Here is a 20,676-nt window from a genome sequence, read left to right on the forward strand (position 1 = left end):
CAAGCTGTTACCCCCGCCCTAATCGAGTCAAGGCGGGATTTCAGTAGCCTGTAATATCGTTTATTTTTCCAGTTCTTTTAATTTATCAAGATCTTTCTGGTACTCTTCTTCCGGCAGGCTGATATAACCCACTTCTTCAGCAAGCTCTCCTGCATTTTTAATGACGAATTGAGTATAATCTGCGACTTGTTCTTTTTCAGCTACAGACTTATTAGCTACATATGTGTAAAGTGGACGTGATAATGGTGCATACTCCCCACTTTTGATCGTTTCATGTGTGGGCTCAACAGCACCTTTGCCATTGTCGATGGAAATGATCTTTAACTTATCCTTATTTTCTGCATAGTAGGCATAACCGAAGAATCCAATCGCGTTTTTATCACCTTCAACACCTTGTACAAGGACATTATCATCTTCTGAAAGCGTAGCATTTTCAACCATCGGTTTTTCTCCAAGGATCACTTCATTGAAATAATCATATGTGCCTGAATCTGTTCCCGGAGAGTAGAATTTAATTTCTTCCTTCGGCCATTCAGGACGTATATCAGACCATTTCTTCACCTTTCCATTATCAACCCACAGTTTTTGAAGCTCTTCGACTGTTAGTGAATCGATGAATTCATTATCTTTATTGGCGACGATTGATATCCCGTCAAATGCCAGTTTCAATTCTGTATATTTAACTCCCTTTTCATCAAGTAAGGCGCTTTCCTCTTCTTTGACCGGACGGGATGCATTGGCTAGGTCCGTATCACCAGCAATGAATTTCTTGAATCCCCCACCTGTTCCTGACGATCCAACTGAAACCTTCACATCAGGCTGTGTACCCATATATTCTTCGGCAACTGCCTCCATGATTGGAAAGACCGTTGAAGAACCATCCGTAATAACTTCTCCTTGCAGTTGGCTAGATCCTTTTCCCTCACCGCTGCTTGTCTTAGTGTCATCGGATCCACAACCTGCCGCTACTGCAATTACTCCACCCATCATTACAGTCATTGCCATACCTTTAAAACGTCTCATTTGTAAATCCCCCTAAGAATTTTATATGAATATTTTGTCCTACTCTCACATCATACTTTCAGACTGTAAATTCCGTTTAAAGCATTTGTAAATATTCAGTAAATAATTGTGTGTTATTTGTAAAGGTGAAAAAACTGTACTGATCTCGTTCTTAAAATGCAAAAAAACACGTTTTCGGTTTTACCCAAAAACGTGTTTTAACCTTTTATTCATTTTCTTGACTTTCCCTAACTTCAGCCTGGTCCTTTTGAACGTCTTTACCATTCTCCACTTTCAAATCAGTCGAGGTTTCGGTATTTTCCTTATCCTTCTTAGCCCGTTCTTTTTTCAGTTCGAAATAAGTATCCATAATTTCTTCACCTATCTCTTTACTCATGCTGTGGCCTATATGTCCTTGGTATGCCCACGGTACAACGACCGCAAAAGCGACCTCCGGATTTTTGGCTGGGGCATAGCCAACAAGCGTGATGTTCATCGTTTCTTGGGGCTCGCTATAATCCAACCGGTTCGGGCCGTCATAGAATGCTTCCGCCGTCCCGGTTTTAGCTGCCACTGTATACGATTTATTCCCAAAATACTTATAAGCCGTTCCGCCTTGTTCCATCGCAACTTTATCGAAACCGCTCTGAACACGTTCAATCCACTCTTCTTTCATATCAAGACGATTAAGGACAGTCGGTGAAACGTCTTCGGCAACAGGTCCCAATTCCTCATTATTATCAACAGGATCGCGGATTTCCTTAACCATATGCGGCTTCATGCGGTTACCGCCATTTGCGATGGCTGAAACATATTGCGCGAGCTGCATTGGTGTGTACGTATCATACTGTCCGATAGCAAGGTCAAGCAGTTTACCTGGAGATGTTTCGGAACCTTTGAATCCGCTCATTTCATTCGGAAGATCAATCCCCGTGCGGACTCCCAAGCCAAACTGGGCGAATGAATTCCGCATGGTCGAAAATGCGCTTGAACTAATATTCAACGGTTCATTCGGCACATAATGCGCACCTGCAATATTTATTGCCGTTCTGAACATATAAACGTTCGAAGATACTTTCAATGCGGTCAAATCATTAATGTTCCCGAAGTTGCTATATGAACCTTTTGCTGGTGTACCTTTGATTTTCAGCTTCGTATCATAAAAAGACGTACCCGGCTGGATCGCACCTTGCTGATAACCGGTCAAAACGGTAGCACCTTTAACCGCAGAACCCATCGTATAGGAAGTCGTGATATTTCCTAATGCGAAGTCCTCAATCGAGGATTTCCCCGTTTTTGGGTCCTTCTCATATTTCTTCCCAGCCATCGTTAATACTTCCCCAGTATCGGGATCCATCATGACGACAAAGGCCCTGTCCAAGAATTTGGTGTTACCCATTTTTTTCTTGGCAATCAATTGCTTTTCAATGATTTCCTCTGTTGCAAGCTGTAAATCCATATCAACTGTCAATATAAGATCTTTTCCTCGCGAACCTTCAGTAACCACTTCGGAATCGACGACATTTCCTGATTTATCGGTCACATTCCTTACTTTCGCTTTCTGCCCTTGGAGGATATCTTCATATTGCGCCTCAATATAGCTCTTTCCTACACGGTCATTTCGGCTGTAATCACGTGCAAGGAAGTAGTTCAGGCTTTCACTAGGCAATCCTTCTTCAGATGAGGAAACTTTACCCAATACAGATTTGAGTGTTTTATTATAAGTATAAAAACGATCCCAATCTGTAGATATATCGACCCCTGGGAGAGAATCAAGGTTTTCACTCACCCTAGCGAATTCTTCTTTTGTTACTTTCTTGTTTTTCACAATTTGCGGGGTAAGGGCATATCCGCTTGCAAATTCCCTGTAGATGGCAAGGGCTTCCAGATCATTTTCCGAAAGCTTTGTTTCATCTTCAGTAATCCGATCAAGCTGAAGCTTATACAAATCACTTTCTTCCATTTCGCCCTCTTCCACTTTTTTCCGTTCTTTATCCGTAATCTTTTTCTCGGCCAGCTTTGGATTTTTCAAAATCCAAAAATCCTTTTTATCGCGCTCAGTCACTTTGTTTGTTTCCTTTTCGATTAACTTCGCGAGTTTCTCAGCCGTTTCTACCATTTCTGTTTGTTTCGTACCTTGCTTTCGTGTATATGTAATTGCATCCAGTGGTTGGTTATCGACCATCAATTTTAAATTCCGGTCATACATTTTCCCACGGGGCACCGAATTATTCACGGTCACTTCCTCTGTTCTTTCAATCTCACGCCGGTAATCATCACCATAAACAATCTGTACAACACCCAAGCGTAAAATTAAAGCGGAAAACAAAACAAACACTAAAAAGAAAAGAATATTCAATCTGAAAGGCACATGCGTCTTTTTCTTTTTCTTTTTATTCACACTAAGCCACACATCCTTTTTACATAGTCATAATAGGTCCTATACCATTCTATAGAACATTTATATTTTTTTCTACCTTAGTGTTCTAGAAATATTAAACATCTAACGAACTTTACATAAAAAGTGACTTACGGCTCATAAATCCTAAAACCGTAAGTCATGTATATTGAAAAGAGGCCTCTACCTCTATGGCCTCTTTTCAATCTTGGTCAATGATATCGATTTTCCGTACAAACCAATATATCACGGTATGACCTGCACCGACGATTAACAGATAAATCGGCAGTAATTGCTTTAGGTCGAATAACATGACGGAAATTATGAATCCTGATATGGATACAATCCTTCCAATATGAACGAACAGTTCCCTGACAACGATATATTCAATCCTCATTTCCGCTGCTTTCCAAGCGCGGCCTATAATGTCATAAGTCAATGATATATAAGGGACCAAAAGAATAGGATAAGCGGTAGCGACAATTGCCCCATAAACGAGAAGCTTCCCGAATGTGATATCAAATGCAATCAATAAGACACCTGCATACAACAGGATTCCTCCAATAAGAATTGCTTTTTTTCGCATCGGCTGTTTTATATACCGTGAAGCAAAAAAATACGCAACGAATGATATGGCCGAATTTAACAGACCATAGCTCCCTAAGGCAAGTTCACTATCCGTCTGAATGAAAACGGTAATCGAAATGATGAACATGAATGTGCCCTCTCGTATCCCTTGAAAAAAGTGAGCACGAGTGATCAAGAGCCAATTCCGATTATTTTTCCGTTCCTTCAATATCCGAAGGAAACAGTATCTGCCATGCGCTGGACGTCTTTTTAACGAAAAGCTAAGAAACACCGCAACGGAAAACAAAAGCAAAGACAATCCGAATACAATGGAATAACCCGTGAATTTTTCTAGCCTCGAAATGATGAACCCTGAAAGAATCGGACCGACCATTCCCCCAAGTGATGATAATATCCCTAAAAAACCATTGAAGAAATCCCTTGTTTCCGGTTCAGTTATCTCAAAAGTCAATACATTATAGGCAAGCCAATAAAACCCATAACCGATTCCTAACAGTCCTCCAAGCAACCAAAGAAAATCCGTAGCCCGTGTGCCGACCAATAGGACTGATAAATAAAATAGGGCCAAAAAGATAACACCCAGACGCAAAACAATGATTCGATCAACCTTTTTCGCCAGCCTGCCAGCAAAGACAAAAGTAAGCGGTTGAAAAAGCACCACGGTTAGATTATATATGGCAATATCAACAATTTGACCGGATTGTTTCCACAAGTACACATTAACGAATGTATTGGATAAAGCAATGCTTAGGCTGTAAAGCCCGCCAATAAACAAAAGGAGGTGCAGATCCTTCTTCCCTCCCGCTTCACCCAACCATCTCTCTAAAATACCCATTGTTTTAACTCTCCTTTAAATTCCACTCTAGTGTTTGAAAAAACAAAAGAATTTATGTAAAAAAACGTAAAGAAAACTCTTCGATTGGCGAAGACAGAGAAGTAGTTGCACTTACACTGGTTTCCTTAAAAGCCTTTCCCATTACTGAAACAGTGTAAAGAAAACTCTTCGATTGGCGAAGACAGAGAAGTATTTGCACTTACACTGTTTTCCTTAATAGACTTTCCCATTACAGAAACAGTGTAAAGAAAACTCTTCGACTGGCGAAGACAGAGGGGATGTTTATGAATTTGGAGTGTTTACTCGTGAATTCGGGCTTTTACTCGTGAGTTTGGGGCTTTTACTCGTGAGTTTGGAGCTTTTACTCGTGAGTTTGGAGCTTTTACTCGTAAGTTTTAGGGTTTTACTCGTGAGTTTCGAAATTTCACTCAGGAATTGGAGTGTTTACACGTGAATTTGTTCGTTACTCGTGAATTCCATGCTTTTACTCGTGAATTTCGGGCTTTTACTCGTGAGTTTTGAGCTTTTACTCGTGAATTTTCAGCTTTTACTCGTAAGTTTTAGGGTTTTACTCGTAAGTTTCGAGATTTCACTCAGGAATTGGAGTGTTTACTCGTGAATTCGTTCGTTACTCATGAGTTTGGAGTGTTTACTCGTAAATTTGTGCGTTACTCGTGAATTCCATGCTTTTACTCGTGAATTTCGGACTTTTACTCGTGAGTTTGGAGCTTTTACTCGTGAATTTGTGCGTTTCTCGTAAATTTGCAGCTTTTACTTGGAATTCGCAGCTTTTACTCATGAATTTCTTTCACTTCTTTTGGCGAAACAGCAATACGAGTTGCCTTTATATTGTTTTTCTTTAATGTTCCCGTTCGGATAAAAGAAACAAAAAAAAAGACAGGACTCCTTTTCAAAAAAGGAATCCTGTCTTTTTTAATTACAAATTATTTTGCAGCACTGTAACGTTTTGCAACTTCATCCCAGTTTACAACATTCCAGAAAGAATTGATGTATTCAGGACGACGGTTTTGGTAGTTTAAGTAGTAAGCATGTTCCCAAACGTCCAATCCAAGAAGCGGTGTTTTACCTTCTGATAATGGATTGTCTTGGTTCGGTGTGCTTGTTACTTCCAACTCGCCATTGTTGACTGCAAGCCAAGCCCAGCCAGATCCAAAACGAGTAGTAGCCGCTTTAGCGAACTCTTCTTTAAAGCTGTCAAAGCTTCCGAATTTTGAAGTGATAGCATCCGCTAATTCACCAGTTGGTTGTCCGCCGCCGTTAGGTGAAAGGATTTCCCAGAATAAAGTGTGGTTAGCATGTCCGCCACCATTGTTGCGTACAGCTGTACGAACAGCTTCAGGTACTGCGTCAAGGTTAGCGACGATTTCTTCAACGCTTTTGCTTAGAAGTTCTTGGTTGCCTTCTAGAGCATTGTTCAGGTTTGTCACATATGTGTTGTGATGTTTAGTGTGGTGAATGTTCATTGTTTCTTTGTCGATGTGTGGTTCTAATGCATCATATGCATACGGTAATTGTGGAAGTTCAAAAGCCATAATAAAATTCCTCCCTATGTAAGCTGTTTTTTTGAGGGCTTCAGTTCTCGAAAGATACCTAAAGCTCGCTAGCAATAGAGTATCAAATTTTTGTAACCGTTTCAAACCTTATGCCTCAATTTTTCGATTATATTTCCTATGAGAATACCACGAATATAAAATATCCAATCATCAGAAGTTGAATGATGCCTTTTGTGATTACGCTGCTTATAAAGCCTACAACGGAACCAAGGCCAATTTTTGAAGCAGTAACCGGGTCTTTTTTATGTACTATTATCTCAGCCAGGAATGCCCCGATGAATGGACCTATTAGTATTCCGACGAATGGAATCACGAATGGCCCGACCAGAAGCCCGATCGTACTGCCCCAAATTCCCGCTTTCGTGCCGCCATACTTTTTGACCCCGACCATGTTCGCAATATAATCAGCTGCGAATAAAAGGATGACAAATAAAATTTGAACCGTCCAGAAAAACCAGCCAAATGGTTCAAAAGTATAAAATAGTCCATATAACAATATTCCGCCGAAAATGAACAAAACACTTGGGATGATTGGAAAAATCAGACCGACAAATCCCATTATGAACATGAGGGTAATTATTATCCAAAATAGTGTATCCATAACTAAAACGCCCCTTTCTCATTTCATTTATAATTTGACTTTATCTCTCCATAATTACCTCATTCCTGATGGTTGAAACCAATGAAGCGGAATACAGGTTGTTTTATTTTTCCCATATAGTTAAAATTGGTTAGGAATCTTATATAGTTAGGTGCTGAAAACATTGAACATATTCAAACAACTGTGGGTAAGCTTATATTCTCCTAAAGATATCGCTTCCTTTCAAAACCAAGGTATCGGGAAAACGATTTTATTCGTTTTCTTTATAAGTCTCATCGCCTTTCTCCCTTCAGCTTTTTATTTCGGTACAATGGTAGCTGACGGGATAGATGCCATGCACGAAACAGTATCCGAAGACTTACCGCCATTTGAAATCAAAAATGGAACGTTGACGACTGAAAAAGATGAGCCATTTAGCCTGAATAAAAACGGATATCAAATTTTTGTAGATGGCACGGGAACCTTGACCCCGGAAGAGGTAGCTACAAAAGCTGATGAGGCTGTCGCGCTTTTAAAGTCTGATCTGGTTTTCGTATCCGGAGGCAACGTGCAATCCTCTCCATATTCAGTTCTGGAGGGGGATAATCAGGAAATATCCACTTGGCTTGATTCAGTTGAATCTGTGCTGCCGATCATCCTTCCATTGCTTCTACTTATATTATACCTGTTTACTGCTAGCGGAATCTTCATTAAAGTGACAATCCTTGCCGCTCTCGGTCTTTTTTTCAAAAATGCTCTTGGCCGTCCTCTTTCCTATCGGCATCTTTGGAGAATCGGTGCATATAGCATAACGCTTGCCACCATATTCTTCACCATCATGGATGCTTTTCAAGCAAATGTGCCATTCGCTTCCATCATTAGCTGGTTTGTGACATTGATGATGTTATATTTATCCATTAAAGAAACATCAGCCAATAAGATCGGAAATTGACATGAAAAAGTTTCGAACTCAGACTGTAGGCAAACTCGATGAGAATCAAGTTTGCCTACAGTCTTTTATGGGTTTGTAAAATTGGAACGTAGGGCACTGATTTTACGCGGGCGGTCCTTTTCGCCTGTCGGCTCTCACTTAGACGCGCTTTTCTAAGCAGGAGTCCCGCACACCCGTCCCAATCAACCTTGTAAATTTAGATAGAACTTAGTCTACAAACCAAGATCCGACCCACCTGGTCCGGATCTTTTTGCTTTTGCATAAAATCGAGTAATCCATGCCTTTCCCGCATATGATTACAATAATGATTTTTTTATATCTACTTAATTCGACAAAATACTCACCAAGTTATTCCTATACTTATGGTTGAAATAGTATTTAAGAGGTGATAGACGTGAAAGAGAGTCATATTGATGTACAGTAGTTGTTACTCATAATGGAGGCAAAAAAGAGTGGTCTGACCCCAAAGGAAATTCGCTCCTTTCTTAGCACACATTAAATAATAAGGATGTTACTCAACCGAAATAGAAAATTTGATAGGTCACTCTCACATTCCATTTGAAAAATTGCCCATTTTTAGGCATATTTTTTGTCCCCTCCAAGTATGATGAATTAAAGACAAGCTTGGGAGGATGGAAAATTGAAACGGCTACTGCTTTTTATCTCATTCTGTTTCACTTTATTTATTATTTATTTTGATTTGACTACGGGTACCCTGCCGGCTTCCCATCCACCGGCCTCTACAGGCGAACCGGCCGTGCCGGCCAGCCAGTCTGCATCCGCACCATCTGCCGCTTATAAAGAAATCACCATGAAACCCGGGGATACCTTACTATCCATCGTTGAAAAAGGCGGATCCAATCAGCCAATCGAAACGATCATCGCTGACTTTCAAAGTTTGAATGAAGGATTGAAGCCCGAAAATATGCAGATTGGCAAAACATATAAGATTCCCATTTATAAATAACTGTCAAAAGGAATCTGCGCCTTCACAAGTACCATTAAAGGGGATTTCCAAGCACCAGGTATATCCTGAAATAGGAAATGTCGCATATTGAAAAAAGATTATGCGTCCTATTTCCTTGTCAAGCGGTATGTACATTGATACAATATTTCAGAGAAGCAAATTAAAAATCAAAACTGATTTTTTCCTAAAGGAGAGAATTCCACTTGAGTGAAATCATACATCGCACCAAGACGCGGCCAATTAAAGTCGGAAACTTAACGATTGGCGGCAATAATGAAGTTATCGTACAAAGCATGACAACGACAAAAACACATGATGTTGAAGCAACGGTTGCAGAAATCCTTCGTCTTGAAGAAGCGGGATGTCAAATCGTACGTGTCGCCTGTCCGGATGAAAGGGCAGCTGATGCAATCTCTGAGATAAAAAAACGGATAAACATCCCTCTTGTAGTCGATATCCATTTCGATTACAAACTTGCTCTGAAGGCCATTGAAGGCGGAGCGGATAAAATCAGGATAAATCCTGGTAACATCGGACGCCGTGAAAAGGTTGAAGCAGTCGTGAAAGCTGCAAAGGCTAAAGGAATCCCAATCCGCATAGGGGTAAATGCTGGTTCTCTCGAGAAGAAAATCATCGAGAAATATGGCTTCCCGACTGCTGATGGAATGGTGGAAAGTGCTTTACACCATATCAAGATCCTGGAAGACCTCGATTTTCATGACATTATCGTTTCCATGAAGGCTTCCGATGTCAATTTAGCCATCGAAGCATATGAAAAAGCTTCAAAAGCATTCGATTATCCTTTACATCTTGGGATCACGGAATCAGGGACACTGTTCTCCGGTACCGTAAAAAGCGCTGCCGGACTAGGTGCCATCCTAAGTCAAGGAATTGGGAGCACGATGCGTGTTTCCTTAAGTGCCGACCCTGTCGAAGAGGTGAAGGTGGCAAGGGAGCTTCTAAAAGTATTTGGCCTTGCTTCTAACATGGCCACTTTAATTTCCTGCCCTACTTGCGGTCGAATCGAGATTGATTTGATTTCCATCGCCAATGAAGTTGAAGAGTACATCCAGACGGTTAAAGCACCAATCAAGGTATCAGTGCTTGGTTGTGCGGTAAACGGCCCTGGAGAAGCCCGTGAGGCTGATATCGGCATTGCCGGGGCACGTGGTGAAGGTTTATTGTTTAGAAAAGGTCAAATTGTACGTAAAGTGCCTGAAGAGACGATGGTCGAGGAACTGAAAAAGGAAATTGACAAAATCGCTGAAGAGTACTATGAAAAACAAAGAGCCGAAGCTGCTGCTGCAGCTACACTAAATAAATAAAACAAAAAAAATCCCGAATTTTCATTATCGGGATTTTTTTGTTTGAAAAACCCTTTGATGCATAATGACATCAAAGGGTTTAATGATGCTAAAAGAACGGCAGGATGAATATGGCAACGATGATGGAGACTGCACCTACGCCGATGGCCCATGTACCCAGGTTCGATCCCCGGCTTCTGGCCACTATTCCTACAATGATACCTACAATCCCTAAAATGAAAGGCATCATGAATAACGACAAAATGGAGATGATCAATGATATGACACCAATCGCTTTTCCTCTTGATGCCACATCCCCCGAAACATTATCCTCTGCAGGTTCATCATTTCTATATGACCTGATTCGCTGAGGTGGTGCTGAAATCTCGGCAGACGTTTCTTCCTGATACCGGTTATCCATATTGGTTATGGTCCCACGACTCTCATATCGTCTGTCATCTTCAGGTGTATTTTCATTATAATACCGTTCATGATGCTGATCATCCACAACGGATGGTTCATTGCCCTCTTTCGCCAATTGCATTTCATCGTCAATACTGGAGTATTGATCTTTTTCCATTCGCGCATCCCTCACTTTCGTTTGTGGAGCATTTATAGTGTATGTAAAAATTGCAGGAACCATCGTGAAAATGGTTTCATGTCTTGGAAATAAATATGCGTTTTTACCAAAGCTATGAGGGGATATGTTACACTATTACAAGTATTGAAAATGAGGAGAGATTCATCATGAAAAAACGTTTTGGCATCGATATAGACGGGACTGTCACAAGACCTGATTCCATGGTCCCCTTTTTAAATAAAGCATTTCAGCTGAATTTAGCTTATGAAGACATTACCGAATATGACTTATTCCCTTTCGTGAATGTTCCAAAAGAGGATTTCACTAAATGGTTCATTGAGACCGAGCCACTCATCTATTCCGAATCATTATTGGCTGAGGGTGCGAAAGATGTATTGGAAAAATGGACAGAACAAGCCAACCTTTATTTCATCAGTGCCAGGAGCACCCGTCTATTGGATGTAACGAAGGATTGGTTCACGACTAATCAAGTCCTATATGATCATATAGAACTTGTAGGTTCACACGATAAGATTGCTGCAGCCAAAAAATTCGAAGTCGATCTCTTTTTAGAGGACAAGCACGATAACGCAGTAGCGATTTCGGAAGAGTGTAAAATACCCGTGATTTTATTTAATACCCCCTACAATCAAGATCCCGTGCCTGAAAGGGTGATTCGGGTCAACAATTGGCAAGAAGCCTCAGCCTGGGTGAATAATTGGATGTCAGGGAAAGTGGCGACTATAAAATGAGACAAGAAAAAACCATTGACTGGAGGTCAATGGTTTTTATGCTTCCAAAGATACGCTACATGCGGGACAGCGTCCGTAAATTTCAAATTTATGCCCCGAAACATCGTAGTCCTTCAAGCTTTCCTGAAGTTCCTGCATCGGGCACAGTTCGATTTCTTTCGTTTTTCCACAATTCAAACAGATGAAGTGGTGATGGTGGGAAGAATGACCGCATGTAAAACGAAAACGCTTTTCCCCTTCCAACTCGGTCGCTTCAAAGATGCCAAGTTCGACAAATAAGGAAAGGTTCCTGTAAATCGTATCGAAGCTTAAACCAGGATAATCCTGTTTCATATTCTCCAATACATCTTTGGCCGTTAAATATTTATCACTGGAAGAGAAAAGCTGAAGCATTTCTTCCCTCTTTCCTGTATGCTTAAAACCTTTATCTTTTAAAAGTTGCATGGCAGTAGTTACGTTCAAAATACATCACCCCATCTATCGATTTTTCCACTTATCAAACAAAATTGACAAGATGAGAATTAGTACAGCTATTATTACAATGGTTCCACCAGGAGCGAGGTCAAGGTTGTATGATAAGAATAATCCGCCAATGACAGAAACTTCACCGAATAATATTGAATAACCAATCATCTGCTTAAAGCCCTTCGCAAAGCGGAGACTAGCTGCTACCGGGAGTGTCATTAGCGAAGAAACAAGTAATATGCCAATGATTTTCATGGAAGCCGCAATGACCAATGCGACCATGACAATAAAAATAAAATGAATCACTTTATAAGGTATTCCAGACGCCTTGGCATGCTCTTCATCAAAAGATAACAGAAATAATTCTTTATACAATAAGGTAAGCATCAAGGCTACGACTAGCCCCACTGCCAAAATGACATACAGGTCCGCCCGGCTGACGGCACTGACACTGCCGAATAAATAACCATATAAATCGGTATTGAAACCATCTGCAATGGATATGAAAATGACACTAAGACCCATGCCGCCGGACATTATGATCGGGATTGCAAGCTCTTGGTAATGCTTGTACACCCCTCTTAATTTTTCAATAAATAATGAACCACCTACAGAAAACGCCATTCCAATATAAAGTGGATTCAATCCTGCTAAAGATAGAAAGCTCTTCTGCAGCAATAAACTAAACGCTATACCAGCAAGCGCTACATGACTGAGCGCATCGGAAATCATCGACATCCGCCTTACCACGACAAAAACGCCCACTAATGGCGCAATCGCTCCGATGATGATTCCGGTCAAGAATGCGTTCTGCAAAAATTCAAATTGCAATATCCCCGATATCATTGGGCTATCCTCCAAAACATATTAATGATCATGATTTAAAAATTGGACCCCATGTCCATAAATGGACGAGAGCTCACCTTCATCCAATTCATTATATTCACGGGCATCCCCATGAAAATGAAGCTTTTTATTCAAGCAGGCGACATGTGTGACTTTATCGGTCACAGTACCAACATCATGGGTTACTAAAATCAGGGTTATTCCTAATTTTTTATTCAGCATCTCAAGCATTTCATAAAATTGATGGACGTTTTTTGAATCAACGCCAACCGTGGGTTCATCCAATATCATCAATTCCGGTTCGCTGACCAGTGAACGGGCAATGAATACCCTTTGCTGTTGGCCTCCGGACAATTCCCCGATATTACGGTTCTGATATTCAAGCATATCCACGGATTCCAGAGCCTTCTTCACCTTTTGCTTATCCTCTTTGCTTGCAAACTTAAACAAGCCAATTTTTTTGGTCAAACCGCTCTGAACCACTTCAAAAACAGTGGCAGGGAATCCTGAGTTGAAGGAATTCGCCTTTTGGGAAACGAACCCGACCTTTTGCCAATCTTTAAAGCGTCGTATGTCTTCCCCGAATATTTCAATTTTGCCCTTTTGAAGCTTGAACAGACCAAGCAGCAACTTCAAAAGCGTTGACTTACCGGATCCATTCGGCCCGACGATAGCTAAGAAGGCCCCTCTAGGAATTTCAAGTGAAACATGTTCCAGCACTAGATCTTTTGTATATTTGTAAGATATATCTTCAAATTTAACTATGGGGTTTACTACATTATCCAAAGAGATCACCTATTTTTTAAGAATCATTACGATTAACAATCGTTAGTATAAATCAAAGAAGTCCAGATGTAAAGAATCCGGTCTTCTTAACAAGTGCCGAAACGCCCCGAATCACCAAAAAGTGTCATCTGAAACAATTTACCGTAACCAAAACGATTTTCATGTTCAAATCCGTCTTCCTCCTTCATATGTTTTAACAAAGGAGGAGATCGTTTGAAATTATTTGAAATGATGGTCAATCATAAAATCAACAATATACGCCCCGATGAACTGCTTTCCCTTGCTAAACAGCATAAGGTTGCACTCACTCAAAAACAGGCACAGGATATCACTGCACTTCTAGCCGGTAAAAACATTAACATTTTTGATATACGTCAAAGACAGAACGTACTTGGTCAAATTACAAAAGTTGCCGGAGCAAGCACAGCCAGGGAGATAGAATCCCTCTTCAACAACCTTACTTCCACTTTTTAAAAATCTTAAGCCTGTTGCTGACAGTCTTTATTTGAGCATATTTACTCCAAATGCAAAATGAAAGGACGATTCATCTTTATTTCAATGAATCGTCCTTTTCTATTATGATTATTGTTGGAATCTGATCTTTTCCAATACATCTTCTTCAAATTGATTATTCTTGAACATATCAATTTCGAATTTATAAGGTGCCCTTTTGTCTTTTTTGTCTTCCCCTACATAAGGTGTTTCCAGGATTTTCGGAACATTGCTTAATTGAGGATGATGCACAATATCATTCAACGCCTTAAAACCGATATGACCAAATCCAATGTTTTCATGGCGGTCCTTACGGGTGCCGCGTTCGTTTTTGCTATCGTTTACATGAAGGACCTTGATACGGTCAACACCGACCAATTTATCAAATTCATTCAGTACGCCATCAAAATCCTCGATGATATTATATCCGGCATCGTGAGTATGGCAAGTATCGAAGCATACCGATAATTTTTCATTATGGGTTACACCATCAATGATCATCGCCAGCTCCTCGAAAGACCTGCCACATTCAGAACCTTTACCCGCCATCGTTTCAAGGGCAATCTGAACTTTATCGTCGGCAGTCAGCACTTCATTCAAGCCTTCGATGATTCTCTTGATTCCCAGTTCACTGCCTGCACCAACATGCGCACCTGGATGAAGTACGATTTGCCTTGCGCCAATCGCTTCGGTCCGATCGATTTCGCTGCGTAAAAAGTTGACTCCAAGCTCATATGTGGCTGGATTCGTGGTATTTCCTATATTAATGATATACGGAGCATGGACTACGATATCGCTGATTCCATTCTCCTCCATATGCAGTCTTCCGGCTTCGATATTTAAATCCTCGATTTTTTTACGTCTTGTGTTTTGAGGGGCCCCTGTATAGATCATGAATGTGTTGGAGCCATACGAAGCCGCTTCTTGACTCGCAGCAAGAAGCATGCCTTTCCCGCTCATTGAAACATGCGATCCAATCTTCAGCATCTGATTTCTCCCTTATTTCTTTCTCTGTATACGACGTTCGCGTTTTTTAAAGTTTTCCACATCACGTTGAATTTTCTTCTTGTATCCTGGCTTGACTTTAGCTGGCTTCTTGACGTGCCTGCTCGCTTTAACATCAATATCAGATTTTTGTTTTTTACGGTTTTTCCGTTTATTACGTTCGTCGATATCAACCCAATCACCGTTTTGGATATCGGCATCACGGAACTGAATGCCCATTTTTTCAAGGCGGTTCAATGAATCTTCATCAGAAGTATCGTAAATGGTAGTGGCAATGCCTGAATATCCTGCACGAGCCGTCCTACCCGTCCTATGGATATAAAAATCCAAATCTGAAGGCAATTCATAGTTAATGATATGACTTACACCTTCAATATCGATTCCACGGGAAGCCAGATCTGTCGCAACGATGAATTGATATTCCAAATCATTGATTTGCTTCATCATTTTTTTACGCTCACGAGGTGTTAAATCTCCGTGAATACGACCGACATTCAACCCTTTTTCAATCAAGGAATTAGCCACATGATCCGCCATTTTTTTGGTGTTTGTGAAAATAATCGCCAAATACGGATTATAACGAACAATGATATCATGCAGTAACTGCTCTCTGTTACGATGGCGGAGCGGAATTAAGACATGTTCAATTTTTGCAGCAGTCGCCTGTTTAGGGTTCACTTGAACATATTTCGGATTCTCCATATATTTATTCAAGAATGGCTTTAATTTTTCTGGTATAGTTGCCGAGAAAACAAGCATTTGAATTTTTTCAGCCATACGTGATGCAAATAAATCGACATCTTCAAGGAATCCCATGTCAAGCATAAGGTCCGCTTCATCGACTACAAGCATTTTAGCTGTATACACCTGTAATGCCTGAGCTTCAACCAAGTCCTTGATCCGGCCCGGCGTACCAATTACCAATTGTGGCTGTGTCTTCAATTTATCTATCATTCGCTGTTTATCAGTGCCACCGATGTAACAACGGACTTGAATCTGCTCATCCTCAGGGAAATGGTCAGCAATTTTCAAAGCTTCTTTGTAGATTTGGTTCGCTAACTCACGGGTTGGTGCGGAAATAATCGCTTGAACCTCATTTTTACCAGCATCAAGCCTGTTCATGATTGGCAGCAAATAGGAATGTGTCTTTCCTGTACCTGTCTGCGACTGGCCAATTAAGCTACTTCCCTTTAAAAGCGACGGAAGCACGCGCTCTTGAATTTCCGTCGGCTTATCGAACCCTAAAGTACGAACCGCATCTAGAATGTAGCTTTTCAAATTAAATCGTTCAAATTGATTTTGTTTCATCAAAAAACTCCTTTATCCTGTCAGTCATTAGACATGTCCTGTTATTATAATAAATTTTACACAAAAAGCGCAAGCGCCTGGGTTGCTCGTGAAGAAAATAGGGATTGTCCCATAAGGCGCTTTTTGCCTTGTGAGGACTATCCTCTTTTTCACATCGAGCTAGGCGCTGAAGCTGGATTACACAAAAAGCGCAAGCGCCTGGGTTGCTCGTGAAGAAAATAGGGATTGTCCCATAGGTCAGGCCATCTACTTTTTTCCCTGTGACCCATTTAATTAAATCACAAAAGCGCATGCGCTGAGGTTAGTTCTCTTAAATTGGACTCTTGCAAACGAAAAGCCCCTGTCCTGGTCATAGCGTATCCCCCGCAGACATGGAGCTAAAAGACTACCGTTACCATCTTACCTTCTTTCCGGTTACTTCACAACTGCCCAGTCACTCTTTCCTCAAACCTTTTTTGCCGAGTTGCATAATTTATATAGAAGATTACACCGCATATAAAAACTGAGGAGGTGAAACCTATGTTCCCAAATAGAAATCGTCAACCCGGACCCGGTTTTCAGCCATCCAATGGTCGAAGGATGCAGCAGCACCCTGCTCCATTCGGACAGTCAAGGCAAATTCCCCATCCTTATCAGCAGATGCAGCGGCCGATGGTCCAAAACAGACCGCAGATGCCACAGGGACCTCAAGGTTTCCGAGGCCCTTTCACCCAACCGCAGCGGCAGGAAATGCCGCCAGCAAAGAAAGAAGGGCTATTGTCAAAAATATTCGGTAAGTCGAAACAAAAAGGAGCTTCTCCCAATTTGTTTGCGCCAGCCGCTTCCACTAACAAAAGTTCTTCAAGAAGCAGCGGAGGCGGTATTTTGGAAACATTAAAAAACCCCGATTCGCTTAATAATATGCTTTCCAACACGCAAAAAGTGTTGCAGGCGGCGGAACAATTCACGCCTATGGTGGAACAATACGGGCCAGTGATTAAAAATCTGCCTTCCATGTGGAAAGTTTTCAGGAGCATATCATCAGCCGGTGAGACCGAGGATGAGGGAGCTTCCGTTGAAAGCGGGCCAAAGGTTGAGGAACAAAAAAACAGTGAGGTAAAAACGGATTCCAAGAAAAAAGATAAAGCTAAAGAAGCTAGCCCCATCACCCAAGTTCGTACCGAAACGAAAAGGGAAAGATCATCCGGTCCCAAGCTTTATATATAATATCTGCAAAAATTTTCCAATAACTGATTTTAAGTAAATATGATGTTTTGTAATATCATCTATGGTCTTATATAATAGAAAGGTATAAAAAGTGGGAGTTTCTTGCCTTGAAGGAGGACACATAGATGAAAGTGATTAAAATTTCCCCGCGCGGCTATTGTTATGGCGTTGTCGATGCCATGGTCATCGCCCGTAATGCGGCTTTAGATAAAACCTTGCCACGTCCCATTTACATTTTAGGAATGATCGTGCATAACAAACATGTGACGGATGCGTTCGAAGAAGAAGGCATCATCACGTTGGACGGAAGCAACCGCAACGATATCATCGAACAGGTGGACAGCGGAACCGTCATCTTTACTGCTCACGGCGTTTCACCTGAGATTAGGAAGATCGCTGAGAAAAAAGGTCTTGTGACGCTCGATGCAACATGTCCCGATGTTACCGCAACACATGACTTAATTCGGGAAAAACAAGCGGAAGGCTATCAAATCATTTATATAGGCAAAAAAGGCCATCCGGAACCAGAAGGTGCTGTCGGAGTTGCTCCTGATGTCGTTCACCTGGTTCAAAAAGATGAAGATGTGGAAGCCTTGACTTTGAATAGTGATAAGATCATTGTCACCAATCAAACAACGATGAGCCAATGGGATGTTTTGGATATCATGGATAAGGTCAAGGAAAAGTTCCCGCATGCCGAAGTCCATAAAGAAATTTGTTTAGCGACACAGGTTCGCCAAGAAGCGGTTGCCGAGCAAGCTGGCGAAGCTGATGTTTTAATCGTTGTCGGAGATCCCAAGAGTAATAATTCAAACCGTCTTGCACAAGTATCCCAAGAGATTGCCGGCACGAGAGCTTATCGAATCGCTGACATTTCCGAGTTGAACCTTGAATGGTTAAAGGATGCAGAAACGGTTGCCGTCACTTCGGGAGCTTCTACACCAACTCCGATCACGAAGGAAGTTATCGCTTTTCTAGATCAATACGAAGCAAATGATGAATCGACTTGGAATACCGAAAAGAAAACGCCATTGCATAAGATTTTACCTAAGATTAAAGTGAAGAAATGATTGCACAAAAACAAAGGCAGCCACTAAGGCTGCCTTTTTCGTGTTAGTTAAATAAAGCGGAAAGGGTCGGTATTCAGCCGGGATGGAATGAATTCCACATTGTAGTTCTTTTCGCGGCACATTTTTTCAAGGATTCGTGCTACACCTTTTTTCATCACCTTTTCAACATTGTGGCCCGGATCCACGATATTCAATCCAATCATCATCGCGTCATGGGCTGTATGGTAATACATATCACCTGTAACGTAAACATCAGCTCCCTTGAATTTCGCTGTCGTAAAGTATTTATTGCCGTCTCCGCCCAAAACGGCCACTTTTTTTATCGGACTTTGCAAATCTCCAACGACACGCAACTTTTCAACATCGAGAGTCCGCTTCACATGTTCGGAAAATTGTTCAAGTGTCATTTCTTCAGTAAGTTTACCAATCTTTCCTAAGCCAAGAGATTCCCCTTTATTCTCCAGTTTATATATATCGTGAGCAACTTCTTCATATGGATGGGCTTTAATCATCGCAGCTAGCACTTTCTTCTCGATATTTTCCGGATATATCGTTTCAACCCGCATTTCAGCTACTTCTTCAAGCTTTCCTTTAGAGCCAATTACCGGTTCACTGCCTTCACCTGGCAAGAAGCGTCCGGTACCTTCCCCCGAAAACGAACAATTGCTGTAGTTCCCGATCGCTCCGGCCCCTGCCTTACCTAGGGCTTCCCTCACCTTTTGTTCGTCGGTCTTTGGAACATATACGACCAATTTCTTTAGAGCTATCTCGTAAGTTGGAATCAATACCTCTGTGTCCTGCAATTGTAGCGCTTCGGCAAGTAAATCATTCACTCCGCCCTTAGCAACATCCAAATTGGTATGTGCAGCATAAACAGCGATATCATGTTTGATCAGCTTTTCGATGATCCGGCCTCCAGCCGCGTTTGTATCGATCCTTTTCAATGGTCGGTAAATAAGCGGATGGTGGGCGATGATCAATTCCACGCCATGTTCTATCGCTTCGTCTACAACCTCTTCCAGCACATCAAGGGCAATCAGCACTTTAGTAACCGGCTTATTGAGCTGACCGACATGCAGCCCGATTGGATCTCCCTCCATTGCATAATGCTTTGGGGAGAATTGTTCAAACGTTTCAATGATTTCGTGGCCATTCACTGTCTTCACCCTTTAAGCACCTCCTCAATTACTGAAATTTGAGATTTTAATTCATTGCGCTTCGTTTCCAGTCCGCTTCTTCCGCTTTCATCCAATTGTTCGATGATTCTTTCCAAATGTTTTTTCTCAAGCTGCCATTTTTTTATGAAAATGTCACTGAATTGCTCTCTTAAGTATGGACCGAAAGTGAGGCCGGCTTGCTTGTTTACCCCATAAGGGTTGAGCGGGTCTCCTTTTTTGGCAATTAAGATTTCGTATATTTTCCCATCTTCCTCAAGGATTTCCTCTCCACTAAGTTCCCAGCCGTTTTCGATTAGCCAGCTGCGAACATTCGCTGCACCGACATTAGGCTGAAGGATAAGCCTTTCTGCCTTGCCGAGTTTCCCTTTTCCGCTTTCCAATATACTTGATATTAAAGTCCCACCCATGCCTGCAATCGTAATGCATGTCGCTTCATCAGGATTCAATACTTCAAGACCGTCTCCTTTACGGACCTCTATCTTGTCCCCAAGCCCCGTCATTGCCACTTGCTTGCGTGCTGACTGATAGGGACCTTCTACAACCTCACCTGCTATAGCGCTGTCACACAAGCCGTTAGTCACCGCATAGCACGGCAAGTAAGCATGGTCTGAACCTATATCTGCAAGGATGCTTCCTTTTGGTATATGTATGGCAACACGTTCTAATCTCATCGATAGTTTTTCATGATTCATATTTATCAACTCTCTTAATTCAAATAATGTCTTACTATAATTAGTTTCCCATTCGATTATACCAAGTTCAATCGAAAAATTACAGACAGGAGAAAT

The 20,676-nt window shown here is 41.4% G+C and carries 24 protein-coding genes; 11 read left to right on the forward strand and 13 right to left on the reverse strand.

Going from position 1 to position 20,676, the window contains the following annotated elements; all coding sequences use genetic code 11:
* Window positions 1–60: 60 nt before the first annotated feature.
* The 3 genes from J7J00_RS08230 to J7J00_RS08240 all read right to left on the reverse strand — a co-directional run bounded on the left by J7J00_RS08230 (window position 61) and on the right by J7J00_RS08240 (window position 4,823).
* Window positions 61–1,023, reverse strand: a complete 963-nt coding sequence (locus J7J00_RS08230; protein WP_214789754.1) for a PstS family phosphate ABC transporter substrate-binding protein — start codon at window positions 1,021–1,023, stop codon at window positions 61–63.
* 205 nt (window positions 1,024–1,228) lie between these two features.
* Window positions 1,229–3,403 carry a peptidoglycan D,D-transpeptidase FtsI family protein gene (locus J7J00_RS08235; RefSeq protein ID WP_214789756.1) on the reverse strand — a complete coding sequence of 725 codons (2,175 nt, stop codon included), beginning with the start codon at window positions 3,401–3,403 and terminating at the stop codon, window positions 1,229–1,231.
* Between the two features lie 199 nt (window positions 3,404–3,602).
* Window positions 3,603–4,823, reverse strand: a complete 1,221-nt coding sequence (locus J7J00_RS08240; RefSeq protein ID WP_214789758.1) for an MFS transporter — start codon at window positions 4,821–4,823, stop codon at window positions 3,603–3,605.
* A 295-nt stretch (window positions 4,824–5,118) separates the two neighbouring features.
* On the opposite strand from J7J00_RS08240, the gene J7J00_RS08245 reads away from it, so the two are divergent.
* From J7J00_RS08245 to J7J00_RS27945, 3 genes are read left to right on the forward strand one after another with little or no spacing between them, the layout of a single operon-like run.
* On the forward strand, window positions 5,119–5,277 hold the full coding sequence (locus tag J7J00_RS08245; protein ID WP_214789760.1) for a hypothetical protein: 159 nt from the start codon (window positions 5,119–5,121) through the stop codon (window positions 5,275–5,277).
* A 15-nt stretch (window positions 5,278–5,292) separates the two neighbouring features.
* Window positions 5,293–5,442: a hypothetical protein gene (locus tag J7J00_RS08250; RefSeq protein WP_214789762.1), complete on the forward strand. Its 150-nt coding sequence runs from the start codon at window positions 5,293–5,295 to the stop codon at window positions 5,440–5,442.
* A 15-nt stretch (window positions 5,443–5,457) separates the two neighbouring features.
* Window positions 5,458–5,583, forward strand: coding sequence for a hypothetical protein (locus J7J00_RS27945; protein ID WP_286201233.1), 126 nt, complete (start codon window positions 5,458–5,460; stop codon window positions 5,581–5,583).
* A gap of 184 nt (window positions 5,584–5,767) precedes the next feature.
* Here the strand turns inward: J7J00_RS27945 and sodA are convergent, their stop codons facing one another.
* Window positions 5,768–6,376, reverse strand: coding sequence for a superoxide dismutase SodA (gene sodA / locus J7J00_RS08255; protein WP_034308436.1), 609 nt, complete (start codon window positions 6,374–6,376; stop codon window positions 5,768–5,770).
* A 136-nt stretch (window positions 6,377–6,512) separates the two neighbouring features.
* The gene (locus J7J00_RS08260; RefSeq protein WP_214789764.1) at window positions 6,513–6,998 is read right to left on the reverse strand and encodes a DUF456 domain-containing protein; all 486 of its coding nucleotides are present in this window, start codon (window positions 6,996–6,998) and stop codon (window positions 6,513–6,515) included.
* A gap of 163 nt (window positions 6,999–7,161) precedes the next feature.
* On the opposite strand from J7J00_RS08260, the gene J7J00_RS08265 reads away from it, so the two are divergent.
* From J7J00_RS08265 to ispG, 4 genes are all read left to right on the forward strand, one after another.
* Window positions 7,162–7,929: a DUF1189 domain-containing protein gene (locus tag J7J00_RS08265; RefSeq protein WP_214789766.1), complete on the forward strand. Its 768-nt coding sequence runs from the start codon at window positions 7,162–7,164 to the stop codon at window positions 7,927–7,929.
* Between the two features lie 424 nt (window positions 7,930–8,353).
* Window positions 8,354–8,428, forward strand: coding sequence for a DNA-binding anti-repressor SinI (gene sinI, locus J7J00_RS28850; protein WP_396020513.1), 75 nt, complete (start codon window positions 8,354–8,356; stop codon window positions 8,426–8,428).
* A gap of 141 nt (window positions 8,429–8,569) precedes the next feature.
* The gene (locus J7J00_RS08275; protein ID WP_214789768.1) at window positions 8,570–8,896 is read left to right on the forward strand and encodes a LysM peptidoglycan-binding domain-containing protein; all 327 of its coding nucleotides are present in this window, start codon (window positions 8,570–8,572) and stop codon (window positions 8,894–8,896) included.
* Window positions 8,897–9,099: 203 nt separating this feature from the next.
* Entirely contained in the window at window positions 9,100–10,221 is a 1,122-nt protein-coding gene (gene ispG / locus J7J00_RS08280) for a flavodoxin-dependent (E)-4-hydroxy-3-methylbut-2-enyl-diphosphate synthase (RefSeq protein WP_098369791.1), read from the forward strand.
* A gap of 88 nt (window positions 10,222–10,309) precedes the next feature.
* On the opposite strand, the gene J7J00_RS08285 is transcribed toward ispG, so the two are convergent.
* Complete coding sequence (locus J7J00_RS08285) at window positions 10,310–10,780, reverse strand: DUF4190 domain-containing protein (RefSeq protein WP_286201234.1); 471 nt, start codon at window positions 10,778–10,780, stop codon at window positions 10,310–10,312.
* Window positions 10,781–10,947: 167 nt separating this feature from the next.
* Here J7J00_RS08285 and J7J00_RS08290 point away from each other — a divergent pair, with 167 nt between their 5' ends.
* On the forward strand, window positions 10,948–11,532 hold the full coding sequence (locus J7J00_RS08290) for a 5' nucleotidase, NT5C type (protein ID WP_214789770.1): 585 nt from the start codon (window positions 10,948–10,950) through the stop codon (window positions 11,530–11,532).
* Window positions 11,533–11,568: 36 nt separating this feature from the next.
* On the opposite strand, the gene J7J00_RS08295 is transcribed toward J7J00_RS08290, so the two are convergent.
* Genes J7J00_RS08295 through J7J00_RS08305 form a run of 3 tightly spaced genes read right to left on the reverse strand, consistent with a single transcriptional unit; the run spans window position 11,569 to window position 13,629 of the window.
* Window positions 11,569–11,994 (reverse strand): Fur family transcriptional regulator, encoded by a 426-nt coding sequence (locus J7J00_RS08295; RefSeq protein WP_034308449.1) that lies wholly within the window; start codon window positions 11,992–11,994, stop codon window positions 11,569–11,571.
* 15 nt (window positions 11,995–12,009) lie between these two features.
* Complete coding sequence (locus tag J7J00_RS08300) at window positions 12,010–12,843, reverse strand: metal ABC transporter permease (RefSeq protein ID WP_214789772.1); 834 nt, start codon at window positions 12,841–12,843, stop codon at window positions 12,010–12,012.
* Between the two features lie 21 nt (window positions 12,844–12,864).
* Window positions 12,865–13,629 (reverse strand): metal ABC transporter ATP-binding protein, encoded by a 765-nt coding sequence (locus tag J7J00_RS08305; protein WP_214789774.1) that lies wholly within the window; start codon window positions 13,627–13,629, stop codon window positions 12,865–12,867.
* A gap of 213 nt (window positions 13,630–13,842) precedes the next feature.
* On the opposite strand from J7J00_RS08305, the gene J7J00_RS08310 reads away from it, so the two are divergent.
* A complete protein-coding gene (locus tag J7J00_RS08310; RefSeq protein WP_076365270.1) occupies window positions 13,843–14,103 on the forward strand; it encodes a DUF2624 family protein in 261 nt (86 codons plus the stop codon).
* Between the two features lie 108 nt (window positions 14,104–14,211).
* On the opposite strand, the gene J7J00_RS08315 is transcribed toward J7J00_RS08310, so the two are convergent.
* Both J7J00_RS08315 and J7J00_RS08320 read right to left on the reverse strand, forming a co-directional pair.
* Window positions 14,212–15,108: a deoxyribonuclease IV gene (locus tag J7J00_RS08315; protein ID WP_214789776.1), complete on the reverse strand. Its 897-nt coding sequence runs from the start codon at window positions 15,106–15,108 to the stop codon at window positions 14,212–14,214.
* 12 nt (window positions 15,109–15,120) lie between these two features.
* The gene (locus J7J00_RS08320; protein ID WP_214789778.1) at window positions 15,121–16,434 is read right to left on the reverse strand and encodes a DEAD/DEAH box helicase; all 1,314 of its coding nucleotides are present in this window, start codon (window positions 16,432–16,434) and stop codon (window positions 15,121–15,123) included.
* Between the two features lie 519 nt (window positions 16,435–16,953).
* Here J7J00_RS08320 and J7J00_RS08325 point away from each other — a divergent pair.
* Both J7J00_RS08325 and J7J00_RS08330 read left to right on the forward strand, forming a co-directional pair.
* Window positions 16,954–17,640 carry a YqfQ family protein gene (locus J7J00_RS08325; RefSeq protein ID WP_214789780.1) on the forward strand — a complete coding sequence of 229 codons (687 nt, stop codon included), beginning with the start codon at window positions 16,954–16,956 and terminating at the stop codon, window positions 17,638–17,640.
* Window positions 17,641–17,765: 125 nt separating this feature from the next.
* Window positions 17,766–18,710 (forward strand): 4-hydroxy-3-methylbut-2-enyl diphosphate reductase, encoded by a 945-nt coding sequence (locus tag J7J00_RS08330; protein ID WP_214789782.1) that lies wholly within the window; start codon window positions 17,766–17,768, stop codon window positions 18,708–18,710.
* 47 nt (window positions 18,711–18,757) lie between these two features.
* On the opposite strand, the gene J7J00_RS08335 is transcribed toward J7J00_RS08330, so the two are convergent.
* Both J7J00_RS08335 and J7J00_RS08340 read right to left on the reverse strand, forming a co-directional pair.
* On the reverse strand, window positions 18,758–19,876 hold the full coding sequence (locus J7J00_RS08335; protein ID WP_214789784.1) for a Nif3-like dinuclear metal center hexameric protein: 1,119 nt from the start codon (window positions 19,874–19,876) through the stop codon (window positions 18,758–18,760).
* Entirely contained in the window at window positions 19,873–20,580 is a 708-nt protein-coding gene (locus J7J00_RS08340) for a tRNA (adenine(22)-N(1))-methyltransferase (RefSeq protein ID WP_214789787.1), read from the reverse strand. The genes J7J00_RS08335 and J7J00_RS08340 overlap by 4 nt, the downstream gene beginning before the upstream one ends.
* Between the last annotated feature and the right edge of the window lie 96 nt (window positions 20,581–20,676).

Origin of the sequence: Bacillus sp. ISL-4 (assembly GCF_018613275.1) — a bacterium.
Taxonomy (GTDB): Bacteria; Bacillota; Bacilli; order Bacillales; family DSM-1321; genus Peribacillus; species Peribacillus simplex_E.

What these genes read in the sequence shown, in the direction of transcription:
- J7J00_RS08230 (WP_214789754.1), bottom strand. Translation starts at nt 1,023, where the DNA reads ATGAGACGTTTTAAAGGTATGGCAATGACTGTAATGATGGGTGGAGTA.
- J7J00_RS08240 (WP_214789758.1), bottom strand. Translation starts at nt 4,823, where the DNA reads ATGGGTATTTTAGAGAGATGGTTGGGTGAAGCGGGAGGGAAGAAGGAT.
- J7J00_RS27945 (WP_286201233.1), top strand. Translation starts at nt 5,458, where the DNA reads ATGAGTTTGGAGTGTTTACTCGTAAATTTGTGCGTTACTCGTGAATTC.
- sodA (WP_034308436.1), bottom strand. Translation starts at nt 6,376, where the DNA reads ATGGCTTTTGAACTTCCACAATTACCGTATGCATATGATGCATTAGAA.
- J7J00_RS08260 (WP_214789764.1), bottom strand. Translation starts at nt 6,998, where the DNA reads ATGGATACACTATTTTGGATAATAATTACCCTCATGTTCATAATGGGA.
- J7J00_RS08285 (WP_286201234.1), bottom strand. Translation starts at nt 10,780, where the DNA reads ATGGAAAAAGATCAATACTCCAGTATTGACGATGAAATGCAATTGGCG.
- J7J00_RS08290 (WP_214789770.1), top strand. Translation starts at nt 10,948, where the DNA reads ATGAAAAAACGTTTTGGCATCGATATAGACGGGACTGTCACAAGACCT.
- J7J00_RS08300 (WP_214789772.1), bottom strand. Translation starts at nt 12,843, where the DNA reads ATGATATCGGGGATATTGCAATTTGAATTTTTGCAGAACGCATTCTTG.
- J7J00_RS08315 (WP_214789776.1), bottom strand. Translation starts at nt 15,108, where the DNA reads ATGCTGAAGATTGGATCGCATGTTTCAATGAGCGGGAAAGGCATGCTT.
- J7J00_RS08320 (WP_214789778.1), bottom strand. Translation starts at nt 16,434, where the DNA reads ATGAAACAAAATCAATTTGAACGATTTAATTTGAAAAGCTACATTCTA.
- J7J00_RS08325 (WP_214789780.1), top strand. Translation starts at nt 16,954, where the DNA reads ATGTTCCCAAATAGAAATCGTCAACCCGGACCCGGTTTTCAGCCATCC.
- J7J00_RS08330 (WP_214789782.1), top strand. Translation starts at nt 17,766, where the DNA reads ATGAAAGTGATTAAAATTTCCCCGCGCGGCTATTGTTATGGCGTTGTC.
- J7J00_RS08340 (WP_214789787.1), bottom strand. Translation starts at nt 20,580, where the DNA reads ATGAATCATGAAAAACTATCGATGAGATTAGAACGTGTTGCCATACAT.